The following is an 18,499-nucleotide window of genomic DNA, read 5'->3' on the forward strand; positions in this document are numbered from 1 at the left end:
GAGGGTAAAAACCGAAATTAGTATGTCCAAATTGTTTGTTTATACATTAGAGAAACCATGGCGACAGGGCTTCCTGCAGGTAGTGGCAGTTATCACCTTATGCGTTATCCAGGCCTGCAGCAGCACTAGCCACCTACCGGCAGCCCAGTCAACCTCTGAGTTTTACCAGAAGTACAAAGAAGAGGCTGGCTTCAAAGGCACCACAGTACCGGTAGGATTGGTCTCCAGGTTCTTGTCTAAACAGGTGGAAGACTCTACCGTGCGGGCAGCCTTGGCCAATATCTCCTCGGTGCGCGTGCTCTCCTTCACTCCAACCAACCGAAGGGCGCAGCGGTTACTGGAGCACGGCCTCACCCAGGAACTGGACCAGGTTCTGCAGAAAGACAACTACGCCGCCATCCCCTTGCTAGACGAAGGTCCCGGGTCTTTGCAGTTTAGGATGAGACAATCTAATGAGCAGGTTCAGGAAATAGTAGGGTATCGTAAGTATGGCAACTCCTTCCTGATGCTGCAGGTCAACGGCCGATTCACCCGCCAACAGGTGGAACAAATGCTGCAGAAAATTGACCCTGATTTACTGCTTCCGTTGTTAGGATAAGCAGAGAGTTTCTCAGGCGAAACATGAAGAAGCCGTTTCAAACCCCTTTAATAGATAATGGGCTTGAAACGGCTTCTTAGTTTAGTAGAGTTGGAAGTACTTCACAGGAGGTTTACACCGCTACTTCCCTGAAATGGACTGTAAACTTACTTCCGCGGCCTTGCTGGCTATCTACCTCAATATAGCCGCCGTTGTTTTCAATGATGCGTTTCACGATGTACAAGCCAATGCCGGTGCCCTCCACGTGCGAGTGGAATCGGCGGAACATGGTGAACAGCTTTTCTTGCTGGTCTTCGCGTATCCCTAGCCCGTTGTCTTCCACGGTTAAAACCACATAGCCATCCTGCCGACAGGTGTTGATGGTGACCGTCGGTTTACGGGAGGGGTCACGGTATTTGACCGCGTTAGAAACCAGGTTGTACAGAATGCTCCTCAGGTTCTTGCGCGCGTACCGCAGCTGTTTCACCTCAAAGGAAGTTTTTAGCTGCACGCCGGCTTCCTGAATCATGGGAGCAATGTCTTCCTCTATCCCCGCCAGTACCTCGGCAAAAGAAAGCACCTCGGCCTGCGAGTCAAGGTCTTTCTGCACCTTGGTGATTTCGGTGAGGTCATGGATAGTGCCTTTCAGTTTAGAGATGGAAGAAGCCACCATGTGCAGCAACAGGTGCTCTTCGGTATCTTCCTTGCCGTCTACCGTCTCCAGCAGAGCAGTGGTCAGACCTTCCAAGTTGGCTAGGGGTGACCGCAGATCATGAGAAGCGGTGTACACAAAGTTGTCAAGGTCATTGTTGATGCGGGTGAGTTCCTGGTTTTTCAGGTTCAGTTCAATGTTGATGGTAGACAACTGCTCCCGACTCAGTACCTGCTCTGTTACTTCCACCGCAAACGTAAGCACCGATTCCACCTCGCCCCTGCTGTTCTTGATGGGCTCGTAGACAATGTTGAAAAAGCGTCTTTCGGCGTTGCCCTCAGGCGAATCGCTAAAAGAAACGGGTACTTCCTGACCAATGAAGGGTTCACCGGTGGCGGCAATGTGCTGGATGAGCCCCCTGAACTGCTCGTGCTGTGATTCTGGCAAAGAGTCAGTGGCGACCTCTCCTACTTTGGCTTTTCCGTCATACAGGTTGCTTAAGTAGGAGTTGACCAAGGTGTACCTGAGGTCTTTGACCCGCACCAGACCAACAATGGCTGGCACCTGCATGAAAATCTTCTGCAGGGTATCGGCGCTTTCTTTGAGCTTTTGCTCCATCTTAATCCGGTCGCTGATGTCAATGACAGAACCAATATAGCCCAGGAACTCGCCCCCTTCGGCACTAAACCGGGGAATACCCATGGTCACTACACCGCGGTAATCACCATCACGGCGCCGTAGCCGGTACTCCACCTTGAAGTCACTTTTGGCCTCCAAGGCTTTCATGTAAGATTGTCCCATAGCTTGGCTGTCCTCGGGATGGGTGAATTGCAGCCAACCTCTGCCCATGTTTTCCTCCAGGCTGGACCCCGTAAACCTAAGCCACTGACGGTTCACGTACGTGCAGTTGTCGTTCTCATCAGTGATCCAGATCATCACCGGGGCGCTGTCGGCCATGTTCCGGAAGCGGGCCTCACTTTCCAGGAGCGCTTGTTGGGCCTTTTTCTCTTCGGTGACGTCACGCACCTCCAGAATATGCCCTACTACTTCGCCACCCTGCTTCACAAACCGGGTAGAGCACATCACCGGAATACTGTTCCCGTCACGGCAGAGGAAACTGTCTTCAAAGGTGAACGATTTCTGGGACACCAGCTCCGGGGCCAGGTTGCCAGGTTCCTGCCCTTTGTGCACCAATTCGTAGAGAGGCTTGCTTTTGAGATCATCCATGGAGAACCCCAGCAACTTCTCGGCCGCCGGGTTCTGGAAACTACAGTAGCCCCGATCATCCAGCATGAACAACCCGGCCGTGGTGTTTTTGGTGATCAGCTCGGTGAGTTGGTTTGAGCGCAGGTAGCGTTGCAGCGACCATACCACAAAGAAGATAAGCAAACTGATGATACAGCCCGCCAGAAGAATAAGGTCATGCTGGTCTATGCCAACGGCTTCCCTGAAGGCACGGGTGGCTTTGTAGCGCAGGGTCCAGGTACGGCCAGCAACCCTAATCACATCCGTAGACAGCATCAGGCTATCACTGTTGTCTGCAGGATCAATCTCTGCCGCATTCCTGTAAAGCAGCGCCTCTTCTTTTACCTGCTTCCCGTCATAAATAGAGATACTGACATCGTTGAATTCATTGCCGATAGTGTTAGAGAAAAGGTCATGTGCCCGGAAAGGGGCATACACGAAGCCTCTTAACCGGTTACGGCGCTCCGCAAGGTCCACCGGGTCTTTGCCGCCGTAGTACACTGGCATGTAGATAAGCAGCCCCGGCTGCTCGCTTTTTCCACCCTCTTGTACCAGTTTCACTTTGCCCGTCATGGCTGGCAAGTTGAAATCGCGGGCGGCTTCCATAGCTTCGCGGCGGGCGGGGTCATTGAACATGTCAAAGCCAAATGCCCGTCGGTTGGTAGCGCTCATGGGTTCCAGAAAGATAATGGAAGTGTATTCTGTGCGGGGGCCCTCTGGCCAAACCCGGAACTGCGGATACCCTTCGGCCTGGATGCGTCTTTCCAACTCGGGCAGTTGCTCAGGCGTGATCATGGCCGTAAACCCGATGCCTTGCACCCCAGGGTAGCTCTTGATGATTTGCATAGACCCCAAGTAGCCTTGGAAATCGGCCCGGGTCACGGTGTCAGAGGCGGCAAACAGGCCGTTCACCCCTTTCAGAATCTGCAGGTAATACCCCATCCGGCGCTCCAGGGTACCCTTGATCTGCACCTTTCTTATCTCAAAGTTTTGGGCATCCTCTACTTCGTCATTGGTTCTGGATACATAATAGGCATAAAGTGTAATCCCCAGTACCAACACAAAGGAGCCTAGCGCCAGATAATAATCTTTTAAGCGGGAAAATATCATGTATGGTCAGTTCGCTACCACCAATGCCACGTGGCATGGCCGGTGTTTCAATTTGTCAACCAAGACATGCAAAGGGGGAGTTTACGATGTCTTTTAAGTAAAGCAGGCTCAAAGAAACAAAAGAATTATGCCAATTGCGCCTGCAGATATTGTTGGACTTCAGGTTTATTGTAATCTTCCTCCGTCTGGATATGCACCATCAACTCGCGCATAATCTCTTCCTGGCGCTGCCCATTGGCCAGTGCCTCGGCATACGGTAAATCTGGGGAAAAGGTGACCATAGAATACAAAGGAAGCCAGGCATCTGGGTACTGGGCCGTGATTTTGGCTTCTACCTTCTTCTGAAGCAGAAAACGGGGGTCTGCCACCTTATCACGCATCTCAATAAAATTATAAACCGCCAGATCAGCGATGGCATCTGTGTTGGGCTTTCTGACCTCCTGAAACGTCTGGAAGATTGTTTCCCAATCATCCTGGTGCTTCTCTAGCAGCCCCCGCAGCACGGTGCAGTCTTCAAACCCGGCGTTCATGCCTTGGCCATAGAAAGGGACAATGGCGTGGGCGGCATCGCCCAACAGCAGAATCTTGCCGTTGTGCCGCCAAGGCAGGCATTTGATGGTCACCAACGACCCGATGGGATTGTCAAAGAACTCCTGGGCCAAGTCTGGCATGAGCGCAGTGACATCGGGGAAGATCTCCTGGAAAAAGCTGTTCAGCTCGGCCTCCGTTTGCAGCGATTTAAAAGAGGGCTCGCCTTCATAGGGGAAGAACATGGTGCAGGTAAAGGACCCGTCTATGTTGGGCAGCGCAATCATCATGTACTGGCCGCGGGGCCAGATGTGCAGCGCGTTCTTTTCCAGTTGCCAGCTTCCGTCCTGCGCGGGCGGAATGGTGAGTTCTTTGTAGCCGTAGTCCAGATAGCTTTGCTCATAGTTGAACCGGTCTGTTTTCTGCAGTGACAAGCGCACCATGGAGTAAGCACCATCGGCGGCAAAAATGACGTCTGGTTGCACGTGATGCTCCTGCCCAGACACGGTATCCAGCATGGTTACTTTGTTTGTGGCCACTTCTACCTCCAGCACCTGCTGCTGAAAGTGTAGGGAGATAGTGGGTTCTGCCTCCACTAAGTCCAGCAGGGCCTGGTTCAGGCCGCCCCTTGACACCGAGTAAATGGCTTGCCCCTCCTGCCCATACGGTTGGAAAGACAGATTGCCGTTCTTGTCATGAATGACCCTGCGGTACATGGGGATGGCCACCTTCTTGATGTCCTCGGCAATGCCAATGGTTTCCAGGGCCCGCCACCCACGGTCACTCAGCGCCAGGTTAATGGAGCGTCCGCCGCCTATGTCCGTGCGTCGCAAGTCAGGCCGGCGTTCATATACGTCCACCCGGTATCCTTGTTTGGCGAGGTACAAAGACAGCAGGCAGCCTACCAGGCCCCCGCCCATAACACTGAGTTGGGTGGTTTTCTCCATGTTTTAGGTTACGTTCATATCTCACGAGGCAGAAACAGCCCCGAAGTAGTGCTTTCTACGAAAAGAACAGGTAAACTTAGGTTAAAATTTGTGAAAAAGCCTTCTATGCCCGCCCCTTCGTCGCTCTTTGTCCTCCATGTGCCTTCTCCTATTGGTATTATCCAGCTTACCTCTACGGAGAATCAGCTGTTTAAGGCTTGTTTCCTGGAAAACAGCCCCGAAAAGGATAGCCCAGCCTTGCCCTCCTGCCTGACGCAAGCGGCTACGCAGTTAGAGGAATACTTTGCCGGAGCCCGCCACTCTTTTGATGTCCCGCTGCACCCTCAGGGCACCCCTTTTCAGCAACAAGTGTGGCAGGCTTTGCAGCAGATACCCGTAGGCCGCACGGAACATTACTTGGGCCTTGCCAAGAAGATGGGCAATGCTGGGGCCGTACGGGCGGTGGGCGTCGCGAACGGGGCTAACCCCTGGATGATTCTGGTACCCTGTCACCGCGTGGTGGGCGCCCAAGGGCAACTTACCGGCTATGCCGGAGGCCTGTGGCGAAAACAATGGCTCCTGGAACACGAAGCCAAGATGATTGGTACCTACCAGACGGCGCTTTTCTAAGGTGTGCAGGAGTGATGAGAGAGTGGGTATTCAATGAATATACCTGAAGGTAAGATTGATTCTGGGTTGCAAGGCTTTGGCGGTTTTAGGAAGTTGATGGTGCCAGAAATGTTGGGTGGGGCCGGCCATCAGCAAAAGGCTGCCCGAAGGTAACACCAGTTGTTTTTTCAGGTCTTTCTGTAAACGGTGCCGAAAATGGAACGTGCGGTCTTGCCCCAAACTCACCGAAGCAATAATGGGGTTCTGCCCTAGTTCCAGTTCATCATCGGCGTGCCAGCCCATGCTGTCTTGCCCGTGACGGTAAAGGTTCAGCAAAACACTGTTGAAGGTTGCCCCGGTACTGCTTTCTAACTGGTTCCTGAGTTCTGATAGTACCGGCAGCCAGGGCAACGGCTCCCAGGTAAGTCCAGAATACGTGTAGGCTTTTCCCTTATCGGCGTACCAGGCGGTGAGGCGGGGTTGGTCTATCTCCCTGCCAAACATCCTGATCTTCTCCTGCCTCCATTCTACCTCTTGCTCCAGGGCCTTCTGCAAGTCCGCCTGATTTTCTAAAGGAATGAAATCAGGCACCAGGTACACCTCTGCATCCGGCATAGGCAGTAGAGTAGCCGCAAAACGCTCCCGAAAATCTGTTGACAAATCTGGCATTGAGAATACTTACAAGCGTTTAGGCAGAAGCTGGGGCAGCCTCATCTCCTTTTTTTCCCTCCTCTTGGGCAGCCCGCTCAGGATCAATGAAATCATTTGGCTTGCGGGTACGGTCCAGGTACCTCATGATGGGCGTGGCCAGAACCCCGTGCAAGAAAACCGAAAGCAGGATAGTGAAACCTGCCACCGCCCAGATTTCTTCGGGGTTAGCGAAGTCGGCTTTGCCCAGCGCGAAGGCTAGGTAAAACACAGAACCAATGCCCCTGATCCCGAAAAAGCTGATGGCCCATTTCTCGCGCGTTTTCACCGGAACGCCCAACAACCCAATATAGCCCGCCAACGGACGGACGATTAGCAAGAACCCGATGCTCACCAGCGCCCCTTCCAAGGTAAGTGCGTCCAGAAGCCCCCGACTGATGCTTCCGCCTAGCAGAATGAGCACGACAACTACCAACAGGCGCTCAATCTGATCGGTGAAATCATGGAGTTCGCGGTGGTACGAGTGGTCTTCTTCGTAGTGCTTGAGGGTAAGTCCCGTGACGAAAACGGCGATGAAACCGTACCCATGCACCATCTCGGTGAGGCCATACACCAGCAGCGTGGAAGAAATGGCCACAAAGCCATCCTGGGTCTCCGGGAATTTACCTTTCTTGGGCAGCTTGAATAGCAAATACTCCAGCAGTTTCCCCAGGAGAAACCCAGACCCCACGCCCACCGCAATGCGGTACAATACATCGTAAGAAAGCCAGTCTACGAGCCAATTTTCTGGTGCCAGGCCATGCAAGGCCAGCGAAATGGCAAGCCAGGTAAACGGAAACGCCATGCCATCGTTGAGGCCGGCTTCGGCGGTGAGGGCAAACCGTGTAGCGTCTTCCACCTCCTTGCTGGGCGGGCCCACCTGCACATCAGAGGCCAGTACGGGATCTGTGGGGGCCAAAGCCGCCGCCAGGAGCACCGCTGAGGCTACTGGAAAACCCAGCCACCACCAGGCCATCCAGGCCAGCGCGCCAATACATAGCAGCATGGTCCAGCTGACCAGCCGCAGCGGCACCTGCCACTTAAACAATGAAAACCGCCGGTTTATTTTAATGCCCGTGCCCATAAGCGTAATGATGACACATAACTCTGAGAGCCGCAGAGCAAACTCATTCTTGCGCAGCGGGTCTGGCTCTGGCAGCCCCAGGGGTAATTTATAAAGCAGGAAGCCCACCCCCACGAACAGCATGGCATAGGAAACAGGCACCTCCTTGAACCAGGTAGGCAGCCAGGCCATGGCCAGGGCGGCGATTCCTATAACCACAAACGCAATCAGGTAAATATCCATAGCTGCTGCCGTTGAGGGACGTTTAAGGTGTTAAACCTCGTATAAATACTTACCTCATACGGAAACGAAGCATCTGTTTCTGCCTTATTTTCAGAAAAAAAAACAGAAAAAATAGGCTCTAAGGAAAAGATTTAGTTTTAGAGAGTCAGCACCTCTCCTAAAAGCCAAGTGCCCTTTCCTAAGTATTCACGTTTAGGGGCTGTTTTTCTGGAAACGGACCAAACGCAAAAAACCAAGAAAGGGCACAAAAGCAGACGAGCAGAAAAGCTGCTAAAGGTTACTTCTTGAAGTGCTCGGTTAAGAACTCCCCGAACCGGTACACGTCTTCAAAGGTATTGTAAAGAGGGGTTGGTGCCACCCGTATCACGTTGGGCTCGCGCCAGTCCAGGATAAAGCCATTGGCCATGAGCCGCTCAAACAGCCGACGCCCATTCTGGTGTACCAAGAGGGAGAGTTGACAGCCCCGCGCCGATGGCTCTGCGGGCGTGATGACTTCCAGCGCCTCTTTGGGCTGCTGCAGTTGGTTGATTAAAAATTCCAGGTAGCCGGTCAGTTGCTCACTTTTGGCCCGTAGATTCCCCATTCCGGCTTGGTCAAAAATTTCCAGTGAGGCTTTGTGCACGGCCATAGGCAAGATCTGGCTGTTGGAAAGCTGCCAACCCTCGGCGCCCGGCATGGGAATAAAGCCTTTCTTCATCTGGAACCGCACGCTCTGGTCATGGCCCCACCACCCGGCAAAGCGGGGCAGGTCGGTATTGTGAGCGTGCCGCTCGTGCACGAATACCCCAGAGGTACCGCCAGGGCCAGAGTTCATGTATTTATAAGTACACCAGACGGCAAAATCCACGTTCCAGTCGTGCAGGTGCAAGGGCACGTTTCCGGCGGCGTGAGCCAGGTCAAATCCGCAGAGCGCGCCTACGTGATGAGATTCCTGGGTGATGGCCGCCATGTCAAACACCTGGCCGGTGTAGTAATGGAGCCCACCCAGGAGCACCAGCGCGATCTGGTCACCGTTTTCCCGGATGGCTTGTAGGATATCCTCGGTACGCCAGGTGTGTTCGCCTTCCCGCGGCGCTACTTCAATAATGGCATTCTCTGGCGCATAGCCATGGAATTTCACCTGGCTTTCTAGGGCGTACTGGTCAGAAGGGAAAGCACCGGCCTCCATCAAAATTTTGTACCGCTCTCCCTTGGGCCGGTAAAAAGAAACCAGCATCAGGTGCAGGTTCACGGTGAGCTGGTTCATCACCACCACTTCCTGCGGCAAGGCTCCTACCACCCGGGCGGTAGGTTCGGCCAGGGCGGCATGGTACGTGAACCATTGGTTTTCGCCGGTAAAGTGCCCTTCCACGCCCAGCTCTGCCCACTTGGTCATTTCTGCCTCCACCGCGGCCATCGCCGATTTTGGTTGCAAACCCAGGGAGTTTCCGCAGAGGTAAACGGTGTCTTTTCCGTTGTGCTGGGGAATATGGAATTGGTTTCTAAAGGAGCGAAGCGGGTCTGCCTGGTCTAGTGACTGGGCAAAGGCAAGAGTATTTTCAAAAGACATGAAGTGCGGATACGTTAAGTTGGCAAATTTAAGAAGAAGCTAATACAGACGGCTTTCTCTTTGCCACTTTCTAAAAACTGAATATCAAGGGATTTGTTTGGTCTGCTGCAGTTTCTGCACCAGAAACTGTTCCTTCTCCAAGCCCAGCCACTGCAAGGCAGACCCGCTCAGCAAGAGTTCTTTCACCTCTTCAGAATACGGCATAGACTCAATCAATTTGCCGGGCTCCTGCTCCCCCAACGGGAAAGGGTAGTCTGACCCCAAAGCCACTTTATCGGCGCCGAACTGCTTCACTACGTATTCTAAGGTGTTGCGACAGTGCACCAGTGAGTCTATCCAGAACTTGCCCACGTAGTTCTCGGGCGGAACGGGATTGTCTACGGCGCAGAGATCGGGCCGAACGTCAAAACCATGCTGGATGCGGCCCAAGGTGAACGGGAAGGATCCTCCGCCGTGCGCAAACGCCAACCGTAGATTAGGCAACCGCTCCAATACGCCCCCGAAGATAAGCGAACAGATGGCGCGGGAGGTCTCGGCGGGCATGCTCACCAGCCACGGCAGCCAGTACTTGCGCATTTTTTTTTCACCCATCATGTCCCAGGGATGCACAAAGATGGCAGCACCTAGGTCAGCGGCGGCTTCAAAGATGGGAAACAAGGCGGCATCGTCCAGATTGGTGTCGTTCACATTGGAGCCGATCTGCACGCCGGCCAGGCCCAACTCTTTCATGCACCGTTCCAGCTCTTTGATGGCCAAATCAGTATCCTGCATAGGCAAGGTACCGAGGCCCACAAATCGGGTCGGGTACCGGGCAACGACGCCGGCAATATGGTCATTCAGGATTTTAGACAGGTCCCAAGTGTGCTCGGGTTTGGCCCAGTAACTGAACATGACCGGCACGGTGCTCAAAACCTGCACGTGCACGCCATGCTGGTCACACTCGCGCATGCGGGCCGCAGGGTCCCAGCTGTTTTCCTGAATCTCGCGGAAGAACCGGTCATCCAGCATCATGCGGGCGCAGCAGGGCTTGTGATGCTCCAGCCTGATGAAGCCACCGTAGCCGTACCGCTCGCGCAGATCGGGCCACCTCTCCGGCAGAATGTGCGTGTGGATGTCTATTTTAAGCGGCTGGTGCAACATGGAATGCAGTACAAACTAATAAGATCGGTTGCTCAACTTACGAAAACTCTTGCACATAGTCTTGCCTCAGGTGCCCTAATCCGGTGTTTCCCCCTTGTTTTAAACAAAACAGGCCTGAAACAATCCACAGGTTTCCTCTTTTAAAATGAGAATTCTCTGGCAGAAGTGCGGCAGCTTACATAAACTTACGGCATCCTTTCACCTTGATGATACGACCATGGCACGTCAGTTATTCTCCTCCGGGGCTCCCTGGGAAAAAAGCGTGGGCTATTCCCGCGCTGTAAAAGTGGGTCCGCTTATAGAAGTGGCCGGTACTACCGCAGTAGAAAACGGGCAGGTAGTGGGCCCCGGCGATGTGTACGCCCAAACCGTTTGTATTCTGCAGAAAATAGAAAAGGTGCTCCACGAAGCAGGCGCCTCGCTCAAAGACGTCACCCGGACCCGCATGTTTGTTACCGACATCAGCCAATGGGAAGAGGTGGGTCGGGCACACGGCGAGTTCTTCCGGGACATCCGCCCGGTGACTTCCATGGTAGAGGTGAAAGCCTTGATTGACCCCACCTTGCTGGTGGAGATTGAAGTCACCGCCTACTGCGGGTAGAAGGCTTAGGGCTTACTTTGGCAAAAACACCTCAAAAACAGGCGCTCACTCCTTGGGCAGAGGTGCGTTGGAGGTAAATAAAAGGTAAATAAAGTTCTTTCCAGAAAGAGTGGCCCTCCTTGCAAAACTTTTGTTTTAAGACCTGCCTTTTTGCAAAAACCTCAAAAAAGCTTAGTTTAGTAGATAGGAGAAAGTCCCCCCACCCTTTTATCCGACCTATCTATGCAAACTATCCTTGTTTTAGGAAGCACCGGCAGTTTGGGTTCCAGTGTTCTGGAGGTACTCAAAAGTAAGCCTTACCGGTTGCGGGCCACTGCCCGTACCATCCTGAAAGCAGAGCAGTTAAAACCTTCAGTGGATGAAGTAATTATCTGCGATCCTACCCAGCCCGAAACCCTTACGCCCACGTTGGTGCAAGGAGTAGACTATATCATCTCGGCCTTGGGCAAAAGCCTCAGCCTCTCAGACAGCAGCCGCACCTCTTTCCATGAAGTAGATTTCCAGGGTAACCTGAACGTACTAAAACTAGCTCAAGCCCACGGCCAACTGAAGAAATTTGTATACGTGGCGGCCTTCAGCGGTGAAAAACATCCGCATGTGGCGTACTTCAAGGCCCACGAAGATTTTGCCCAGGCTTTGCAGCAAAGCGGTATCGCGTCTACTATTATTAAACCGCCGGCCCTCTTCTCGGCTTTCCTGGATCTGTTGCCCATGGCCCGCAAAGGAAGATTGGCCTCTATTGGCGGCGGGGAGCGCATCACCAACCCTATCCATGAGCAGGAAGTAGCCGAGGCCTGCGTGCAGGCGCTTACCCAACCCGAGACAGTTATAGAACTGGGCGGGCCGGTGACGTACTCCCGGCTGGAACTGGTGCAGCTGGTGGGCAAGGCCGTAGGCAAGACCAAGGCCATCCCTAAAGTACCGTACTGGCTCGTAAACACCTTTCTGCCGATGGTACGATTGGTGAACCGGTCCCTTTACGAGAAGGCCGCGTTCTTTGTGGAAGTCACTAAGCGCGACTGCGTGGCGCCTTTCAGGGGCAAGCGAACGCTGGAAGATTATTTAGCCGAACATGTATAGCAACCTGCTTGGGGCATCCGCCGTTTTTCCCGATATTTGCTTGTACTTCGTTTTAGACTAACCGCAATGGGAAGAGCATTTGAGTTCCGGAAAGCCCGGAAAATGAAACGCTGGGACATGATGTCCAAGCAGTTCACCCGCATAGGGAAAGAGATTGTGATGGCCGTGAAATCCGGAGGCCCTGACCCAGACACCAACGCTCGTCTGCGGGTGTGCATCCAGAACGCCAAAGGGGTGAACATGCCCAAAGACCGCGTGGAAGCCGCCATCAAACGTGCCCAAGGCAAAGAAGAGAATGATTACTCAGAGGTAGTATATGAAGGATACGGTCCGCATGGCGTCGCGGTCCTGGTAGAAACCGCTACTGATAACGTGAACCGCACCGTGGCCAACGTGCGCATGCACTTCAACCGCACCGGCGGCGAGCTAGGCCGCACCGGTCAATTCGATTTTATCTTTGAGCGCAAAGGTGTGTTCCACTTGAACGGAGAAGGCTTGGACATGGAAGAACTGGAACTGGACCTGATTGACTTTGGGCTGGAGAGCATTGACAAAGACGAAGAGGAAAACGAAATCATCATCCAAACCTCTTTCGCTGATTTCGGGGCTATGCAGAAAGCCCTGGAAGAGCGCGGCCTTAACGTGAAAAGCTCTGAGCTGCAGCGTTACCCTACCGTTCTGAAAGAACTTTCGCCAGAGCAGCAGGAAGACATGACTAAGTTGCTGGACCGTCTGGAAGAAGACGATGACGTGCAAGCCGTGTACCACAACATGAAAGAAGACGCCGAAGACGAATAATTTCTTTTTTAGCCTGTTTTCTGAAAACTGCCATCAAAGCCCCTAAAACGGAGAGGCCCGCTTCTAAGAAGCGGGCCTCTCCGTTTTAGGGGCAACTTTTGTTTCGTTCAAGCCTTCACCAGCCAAGGCAAAGCTTCTTCTTTTGTGGGGAACGATTCCAAATCAAACCCGAAGTTTGCTTTCTGCTTGAAGTTTTGCACGTGCGTTTCCCTAACAGAGCTGTTGGTGACAAGCCGCGCTAGCCTTTTCAGCCTGGTGGTGAGCAGACTCTGGGCAAATTTGCCGGCTATCGCATCGTACTCCTTTTGGTCAATGGCTATTTTCGCCTTTCTGGCATCTATAAGCAGATTTTTGATGTCATAGCTTCTCACGGCCTCTACTATACTATCAAGGGTGTAGTGTAACTCCGGCATAGCGTATTCCTCAAAGTCGGGCCACTCTACCATCAGCACATCTTTGGCAGGGTCGTATTCAAGCTTTACTAGCTTACTAGGTATAATCATGGGTGGTGAATTGCGGGCCTGATAGAAGTTGTAGGTGAAAATCAATACTGACGAAGCTCCTGCTTAGGATTGCATCCACGCGATGGCTTCTTCCTTTTTCACAAAGTAATGGGAGTCAAATTTGATCTTATCTTTTCCGCGCACCATAATGGTAGTGATGGCCAGGTGGCTGTAAAGGTCTTCCGGAATCACCAGCGCCACCTTCTTCACGCCCAGTTCTGAGAGACGGGGCAACAGGGTGTCACTAGTCCATTTCTGGTCATCGGGTTGAATCTCCCCTATCTGGCTGGAGTTGGCAAGCCAATGCTTGAGGTTACGGGCTGCTACCTGATCCATGCAATAGGTCACCGCTTCCCTAAACTGCCCAGATGTAAAATCCCCGTGCCAGTCCATGATCAATATGGACGCTTTCTCATCAACCGCTACACTTAGAAACGGGAACTCTTTTAATATCATAAAATAGCATTGCCAGTAAAGCGTTGGCAAGGTAGAACAATTCTAAAGGAAAGTTTTCTTTATTCGCAAAGATGATTTCTGCGATTCATACCTGACTACTGCGCCACTACCGGCTTCGCCATCACCTCACCGCAATTAGAGCAAGTGCGTTTTTCATCAGAGGCCCAGAAGGCGTTCATGACCACTGGCAACTGGCCCACAATGTCTGAGACCGGGATAAACTCCTCGTACAACTTGTTGTTGCAGTTCTCGCAGTACCACTGGAAACCGTCCATCTCACTTTCATTGCGGTAACGTTCCATCACCAGACCTACGGTGTTAGGACCGCGACGGGGAGAGTGTGGTACGTTGGGTGGCAACAGGAAAATATCGCCTTCCTGGATGTGGATGTCTTTGAACTCGCCGTTGTCAATGACTTTGAGCACGATGTCACCCTCCAACTGGAAGAAAAATTCCTCGCCGTTGTTAATGTGGTAATCTTTGCGCGAGTTGGGTCCGCCTACCACCATCACAATGAAGTCTTTGTTGTCTTTGTACACCTGTTGGTTGCCCACCGGCGGCTTAAGCAGGTGGCGGTGTTCGTCTATCCATTTCTTGAAGTTGAAGGCAGGTTGTAAGGCCATAGGGGTAGAAGTTAGTTTCGCAGTCTCTCTTAGTACTATGCAAGAGAATGCTCCAAGGTACGAAACCTGAAGGGAAAAGATAAACCCCGTTTTGGCTCCTATTTAGGTAAAAGGGGGCTAAAACACAGATTTCTCTCTTCAGAATAATCAGTACATTTACCTTCTATGGATCTAAACCTACAGCACAAGCATGCCCTGGTATGCGGCAGTACCCAGGGCATCGGGAAAGCGGTGGCCCTTGAGTTAGCGCAACTAGGCGCCACCGTCACCTTAGTGGCTAGAAACGAAGAACGCCTGCAAGAAACCATACAGGAACTGTCAACGGCTGCGGGGCAGCAGCACCATTACGTGGTGGCAGACTTCACCAAGCCCCAAGAAGTGCAAGAACGCATAGAAGCCCACTTGAAGCAACTGGACCAGATGCACATTCTGGTGAATAACACCGGCGGCCCCGCAGGCGGACCGGCGCTTGATGCTTCTGTGGAGGAATTTGAGAACGCCTTCGCGGCGCATCTTATCAGCAGCCACCTTCTGGTGCAGGCAGCGGTTCCCTTCATGAAAGAAGCCCAATACGGCCGTATCATCAATATCATCTCTACCTCGGTGAAGCAGCCCATCAAAGGATTGGGGGTTTCTAACACCATCAGAGGCGCCGTGGCCAACTGGGCAAAAACCCTTTCCTTTGAATTGGCGCCGTTTGGCATTACTGTGAACAATGTGCTGCCCGGTGCTACCCTCACGGCCCGGCACCATTCGCTTATTGAAACTAGGATGCAGAAAACAGGCCTGCGCAGAGAAGAGATTGAGAAAGAACTGCTGGCAGGCATACCGGCCAACCGCTTTGCCGAGCCAGAAGAGGTGGCGGCAGCCGCGGCGTTCCTAGCTTCCCCAGCGGCAGGGTACATCAACGGCATCAACGTGCCGGTGGATGGCGGACGCTTGGGCAATCTCTAAAAAGCGTCTTTATTGCCTATCTCAGAGTTTCATCCTTGGTAACATGTGCTAATCCTTTATCCCGTGAGTTTGAAGAATCCTCTTCTTAATGCAACATCAGTAGACCTGGTAGTGCCTTGCTATAACCCTGCGCAGCAATGGGCCACGCACCTGTCTACCAACCTGAAGAGACTTCAAGCACAATTACCGGGGGTTTCGATTCACCTCATTCTGGTGAATGATGGTTCCACCAAAGGCATCCACCCCTGTGATATAGACCACTTAACGCAACAGGTGGATTCTTTCAGGTACCTTACCTACACCGCCAACAAGGGTAAAGGCTTTGCCCTCCGTACCGGGGTGGCCCAAAGCACCAGTCCCTATTGCCTTTACACCGATGTAGATTTCCCGTACCAGGAGGAGAGCATCGCCAAAGTTTACCGGACCTTAACCGAAACTAACCTTGATGTGGCCGTTGGGGTACGTGACACCGATTACTATGCCCAGGTGCCGCCCATCAGAACCAAAATCTCTAAGCTACTCAAGGCCCTCACCCGAAACCTTTTACGCCTCCCCATCACCGATACCCAGTGCGGACTGAAGGGCTTTTCGGCAGTGGGCCGACAGGTGTTTCTCCAGACCAAGATCAACCGATACCTTTTTGATCTGGAGTTCATTTTCCTGGTTTCCAAGAAAACCACTATTTCAATGCAGCCGGTAGAGGTACAGCTGAAACCCGGTATTGTTTTTTCTAAAATGAACCCCAAAGTTCTGGTGAGCGAGGGCTATAGTTTCCTTAAAATCTTACTCAGCCAACTCTCCCGTTCTGCCTAGCCCATGAAACGTCTCCCCGTTATAGCCTTTCTCCTGCTTGCCACTGCCTTACTGCTTTACCTGTATTACGGACGGGTACTCACCCACCCAAATGAGTATGTGTTTGGTCCCGGCGGAGACGGCATCAAGAACTATTTCACTTACCTGTACTATCTTAAAAACGACTCAGGCTTCCATTTTACGGGGATGAACTACCCTTTTGGGGAGATCACTGTTTTTACCGACAACCAGCCGCTGGTGGCGCTGCTTTCTAAAGAATGGCAGTCCCTGTTTGGCCCGGTGTACCCGGTGGGCATAGGAGTGCTCAACAGCCTGATGATCTGGAGCATTCTGCCTACCGTGTTTCTGGTGTACCTTCTCCTGAGAAAGAGCTTTCTGCCAAGGTGGCCCGCGGCCTTCATCGCCTTGATCATTGCGTTTATGGCGCCTCAGCATTTCAGGCTAACCGGGCATTATGCGTTGTCATACTCTTTTGTGATCCCGTTGCAATGGTACCTAGTCCTGAAGCTTCAGGAAAGCCAAAACCGGCGGGTGCTTTGGTGCAGTGTTCTGGTGATTACCAATTGCCTCATCGGGTTGATACACCCGTACTACCTGGCCATTGGTGCCCTGTTTCTGCTTAGCTATGCCTTAGTCTTTTACTTACAGCACAAGAAAGCCGGGATTATGCTGGCTGCCTACACCACGGCGGCCGGCATTCTGCCTATTATCTTATTTAGAGGATGGCTTTCGTTGATTGACCCTATCACCGATAGACCAGATACCCCTTATGGCTTCTTTGCCTACAGAACCAGTTTTGACAGCGTATTTTTGCCGGTCACGGGGCCTATTGCCGCGTTTCTGCACAACACCTTCAACGCCGAGCCTTCTGGCTGGGAGGGTTGGGCCTACGTGGGGTTTGCCGGGCTGCTTTGCCTGATCTTCAGTTTGATTAAGTTTATCCGGCACGGGCGGAAAAAAAGATGGAAGCGCATTTTCAGGCCGGCTTTGCCAAACTCGCTTCAAACCACCTTGTGGGCGGGAATTCTTATTCTACTCTTCGCGATGGCGGTGCCGCTGAAATACGGGCTCAAAGATGTCATTGAAATTATTCCGCCCCTGAAACAGTTCAGGTCCATCGGTCGCTTCGCCTGGATCTTCTACTACATCTTCACGGTCTACACCGCGTTCTACTTTTACCGGCTGTACCGCTGGGGGTGGATTAAAAGGCAGCCCTTGCTGGCGTTTGGTTTACCTATTTTCCTTTTGTTCCTCACCGCTTATGAGTCTTTCTACACCTACAAAGACCCTACTTCCTTCATCAAAAACGAGGTAGCCGCGGAATTCCTGAAAGCCGACGGCAATTACCAATCCTACCTAACCTCTGTAGGCCAGACTTCTTCTGACTATCAGGCCATTGTTCCTTTGCCCTATTACTCAGGTGGCTCAGAGAAATTCGATATCCTGCGGGGCAATTCGCTTTACGAGTCCATGAAAGCGTCTTTTGATACGTCCCTGCCCATCAGCGCGGTTATGATGTCCAGAACCTCGGGGCTACAGGCCATGCAGCAACTGCAACTCATCAGCAGCGATATGGTGCAGAAAGACATTGTAAAAGCGTATCCTACCCAAAAGCCGCTGCTCATGGTAGTCACCAAAGACAGTTTGGGTCCGGGGGAGCAGAACCTTGTAGAAAAGGGGCAGTTGGTTTACTCAAATGACAAAGTCTCTCTTTACCGCCTGACCTTAGATTCACTGCGCAAAACCAATCTAGAAACAGAGCTGGCGTTCTTTGAGCAGAACAAACAAAAGTTCACGCAGACCAAGAACCTGTACCTCACCCAAAACCGGAAAGACTACTTAGTTTATAACTTTGACTCAAAGACCGAAGCAGAAGGGCTGTTTGACCAGGGGGCGCACCCCGTTAAGAAAGAGAAAAACGAAGTCACCCTTTTCTCAGACTTTATTCCGGATGTTCATGACTCTACCTTGTACGAAGTGTCTGCCTGGATGGAAGTGCAAAACGCCCAACAAGTAGCTATCTTCCGCTACCGCACACTCAGCCCAGACTGGAACATCACGTTTATAGAAGATATTGACACCAAAACGCGCTCTGAGATATACGGCGGGTGGCTACGGGTGTCTGCGCAGTTCCACATGCGGGCCGGAGAACGTTTTCAGGCGGATATCCTGGGCCGGAACACCAAAGTAGACCACTTGCTGGTCAGACCGGTTTCAATGGACGTGTACCAGGTCACCAAAGAAGGGGCGCTCCTAAAGAATAATTACCTGATTAAAGGCAAACCTTTATCTGGCAAAAAATAGAGGTCCGGCAGAGACACGCATATCAGGAAAATAATAAC

Annotated in this window: 17 protein-coding genes; 8 read left to right on the top strand and 9 right to left on the bottom strand. The window is 52.4% G+C overall.

Annotation, left to right across the window (positions count from 1 at the left end; genetic code table 11):
- Nucleotides 1–22 precede the first annotated feature (22 nt).
- Nucleotides 23–598, top strand: coding sequence for a DUF4252 domain-containing protein (locus ACW9SV_RS05545; RefSeq protein ID WP_479555745.1), 576 nt, complete (start codon nt 23–25; stop codon nt 596–598).
- 112 nt (nt 599–710) lie between these two features.
- Here the strand turns inward: ACW9SV_RS05545 and ACW9SV_RS05550 are convergent, their stop codons facing one another.
- Together ACW9SV_RS05550 and ACW9SV_RS05555 are read right to left on the bottom strand one after the other, a co-directional pair.
- Entirely contained in the window at nt 711–3,584 is a 2,874-nt protein-coding gene (locus ACW9SV_RS05550; RefSeq protein WP_479555746.1) for a CHASE domain-containing protein, read from the bottom strand.
- Nucleotides 3,585–3,709: 125 nt separating this feature from the next.
- Entirely contained in the window at nt 3,710–5,059 is a 1,350-nt protein-coding gene (locus tag ACW9SV_RS05555) for an FAD-dependent oxidoreductase (protein WP_479555747.1), read from the bottom strand.
- 90 nt (nt 5,060–5,149) lie between these two features.
- Here ACW9SV_RS05555 and ACW9SV_RS05560 point away from each other — a divergent pair, with 90 nt between their 5' ends.
- Nucleotides 5,150–5,668: a methylated-DNA--[protein]-cysteine S-methyltransferase gene (locus ACW9SV_RS05560; protein WP_479555748.1), complete on the top strand. Its 519-nt coding sequence runs from the start codon at nt 5,150–5,152 to the stop codon at nt 5,666–5,668.
- 30 nt (nt 5,669–5,698) lie between these two features.
- Here the strand turns inward: ACW9SV_RS05560 and ACW9SV_RS05565 are convergent, their stop codons facing one another.
- The 4 genes from ACW9SV_RS05565 to ACW9SV_RS05580 all read right to left on the bottom strand — a co-directional run bounded on the left by ACW9SV_RS05565 (nt 5,699) and on the right by ACW9SV_RS05580 (nt 10,329).
- Entirely contained in the window at nt 5,699–6,307 is a 609-nt protein-coding gene (locus ACW9SV_RS05565) for an alpha-ketoglutarate-dependent dioxygenase AlkB family protein (protein WP_479555749.1), read from the bottom strand.
- A 28-nt stretch (nt 6,308–6,335) separates the two neighbouring features.
- A complete protein-coding gene (locus ACW9SV_RS05570) occupies nt 6,336–7,640 on the bottom strand; it encodes a cation:proton antiporter (RefSeq protein ID WP_479555750.1) in 1,305 nt (434 codons plus the stop codon).
- Between the two features lie 277 nt (nt 7,641–7,917).
- Entirely contained in the window at nt 7,918–9,189 is a 1,272-nt protein-coding gene (gene kynU / locus ACW9SV_RS05575) for a kynureninase (RefSeq protein WP_479555751.1), read from the bottom strand.
- Nucleotides 9,190–9,273: 84 nt separating this feature from the next.
- On the bottom strand, nt 9,274–10,329 hold the full coding sequence (locus tag ACW9SV_RS05580) for an amidohydrolase family protein (protein ID WP_479555752.1): 1,056 nt from the start codon (nt 10,327–10,329) through the stop codon (nt 9,274–9,276).
- Nucleotides 10,330–10,546: 217 nt separating this feature from the next.
- Here ACW9SV_RS05580 and ACW9SV_RS05585 point away from each other — a divergent pair, with 217 nt between their 5' ends.
- The 3 genes from ACW9SV_RS05585 (at nt 10,547) to ACW9SV_RS05595 (ending at nt 12,808) form a co-directional block, all read left to right on the top strand.
- Complete coding sequence (locus ACW9SV_RS05585; protein ID WP_479555753.1) at nt 10,547–10,930, top strand: RidA family protein; 384 nt, start codon at nt 10,547–10,549, stop codon at nt 10,928–10,930.
- Between the two features lie 222 nt (nt 10,931–11,152).
- Nucleotides 11,153–12,010: an SDR family oxidoreductase gene (locus ACW9SV_RS05590; RefSeq protein ID WP_479555754.1), complete on the top strand. Its 858-nt coding sequence runs from the start codon at nt 11,153–11,155 to the stop codon at nt 12,008–12,010.
- Nucleotides 12,011–12,076: 66 nt separating this feature from the next.
- On the top strand, nt 12,077–12,808 hold the full coding sequence (locus ACW9SV_RS05595) for a YebC/PmpR family DNA-binding transcriptional regulator (protein WP_479555755.1): 732 nt from the start codon (nt 12,077–12,079) through the stop codon (nt 12,806–12,808).
- A 107-nt stretch (nt 12,809–12,915) separates the two neighbouring features.
- Here ACW9SV_RS05595 and ACW9SV_RS05600 read toward each other — a convergent pair whose 3' ends face one another.
- The 3 genes from ACW9SV_RS05600 to ACW9SV_RS05610 all read right to left on the bottom strand — a co-directional run bounded on the left by ACW9SV_RS05600 (nt 12,916) and on the right by ACW9SV_RS05610 (nt 14,390).
- Nucleotides 12,916–13,311: a hypothetical protein gene (locus ACW9SV_RS05600; RefSeq protein ID WP_479555756.1), complete on the bottom strand. Its 396-nt coding sequence runs from the start codon at nt 13,309–13,311 to the stop codon at nt 12,916–12,918.
- Nucleotides 13,312–13,374: 63 nt separating this feature from the next.
- On the bottom strand, nt 13,375–13,767 hold the full coding sequence (locus ACW9SV_RS05605; protein ID WP_479555757.1) for a hypothetical protein: 393 nt from the start codon (nt 13,765–13,767) through the stop codon (nt 13,375–13,377).
- 95 nt (nt 13,768–13,862) lie between these two features.
- On the bottom strand, nt 13,863–14,390 hold the full coding sequence (locus tag ACW9SV_RS05610; protein ID WP_479555758.1) for a 3-hydroxyanthranilate 3,4-dioxygenase: 528 nt from the start codon (nt 14,388–14,390) through the stop codon (nt 13,863–13,865).
- Nucleotides 14,391–14,555: 165 nt separating this feature from the next.
- On the opposite strand from ACW9SV_RS05610, the gene ACW9SV_RS05615 reads away from it, so the two are divergent.
- From ACW9SV_RS05615 to ACW9SV_RS05625, 3 genes are all read left to right on the top strand, one after another.
- Nucleotides 14,556–15,344, top strand: a complete 789-nt coding sequence (locus tag ACW9SV_RS05615; RefSeq protein ID WP_479555759.1) for an SDR family oxidoreductase — start codon at nt 14,556–14,558, stop codon at nt 15,342–15,344.
- A 69-nt stretch (nt 15,345–15,413) separates the two neighbouring features.
- Nucleotides 15,414–16,157 carry a glycosyltransferase gene (locus ACW9SV_RS05620; RefSeq protein WP_479555760.1) on the top strand — a complete coding sequence of 248 codons (744 nt, stop codon included), beginning with the start codon at nt 15,414–15,416 and terminating at the stop codon, nt 16,155–16,157.
- 3 nt (nt 16,158–16,160) lie between these two features.
- Nucleotides 16,161–18,461 (top strand): DUF6311 domain-containing protein, encoded by a 2,301-nt coding sequence (locus ACW9SV_RS05625; protein ID WP_479555761.1) that lies wholly within the window; start codon nt 16,161–16,163, stop codon nt 18,459–18,461.
- Nucleotides 18,462–18,499: the final 38 nt, after the last annotated feature.

The organism is Rufibacter sp. JT20002 (genome assembly GCF_056491185.1).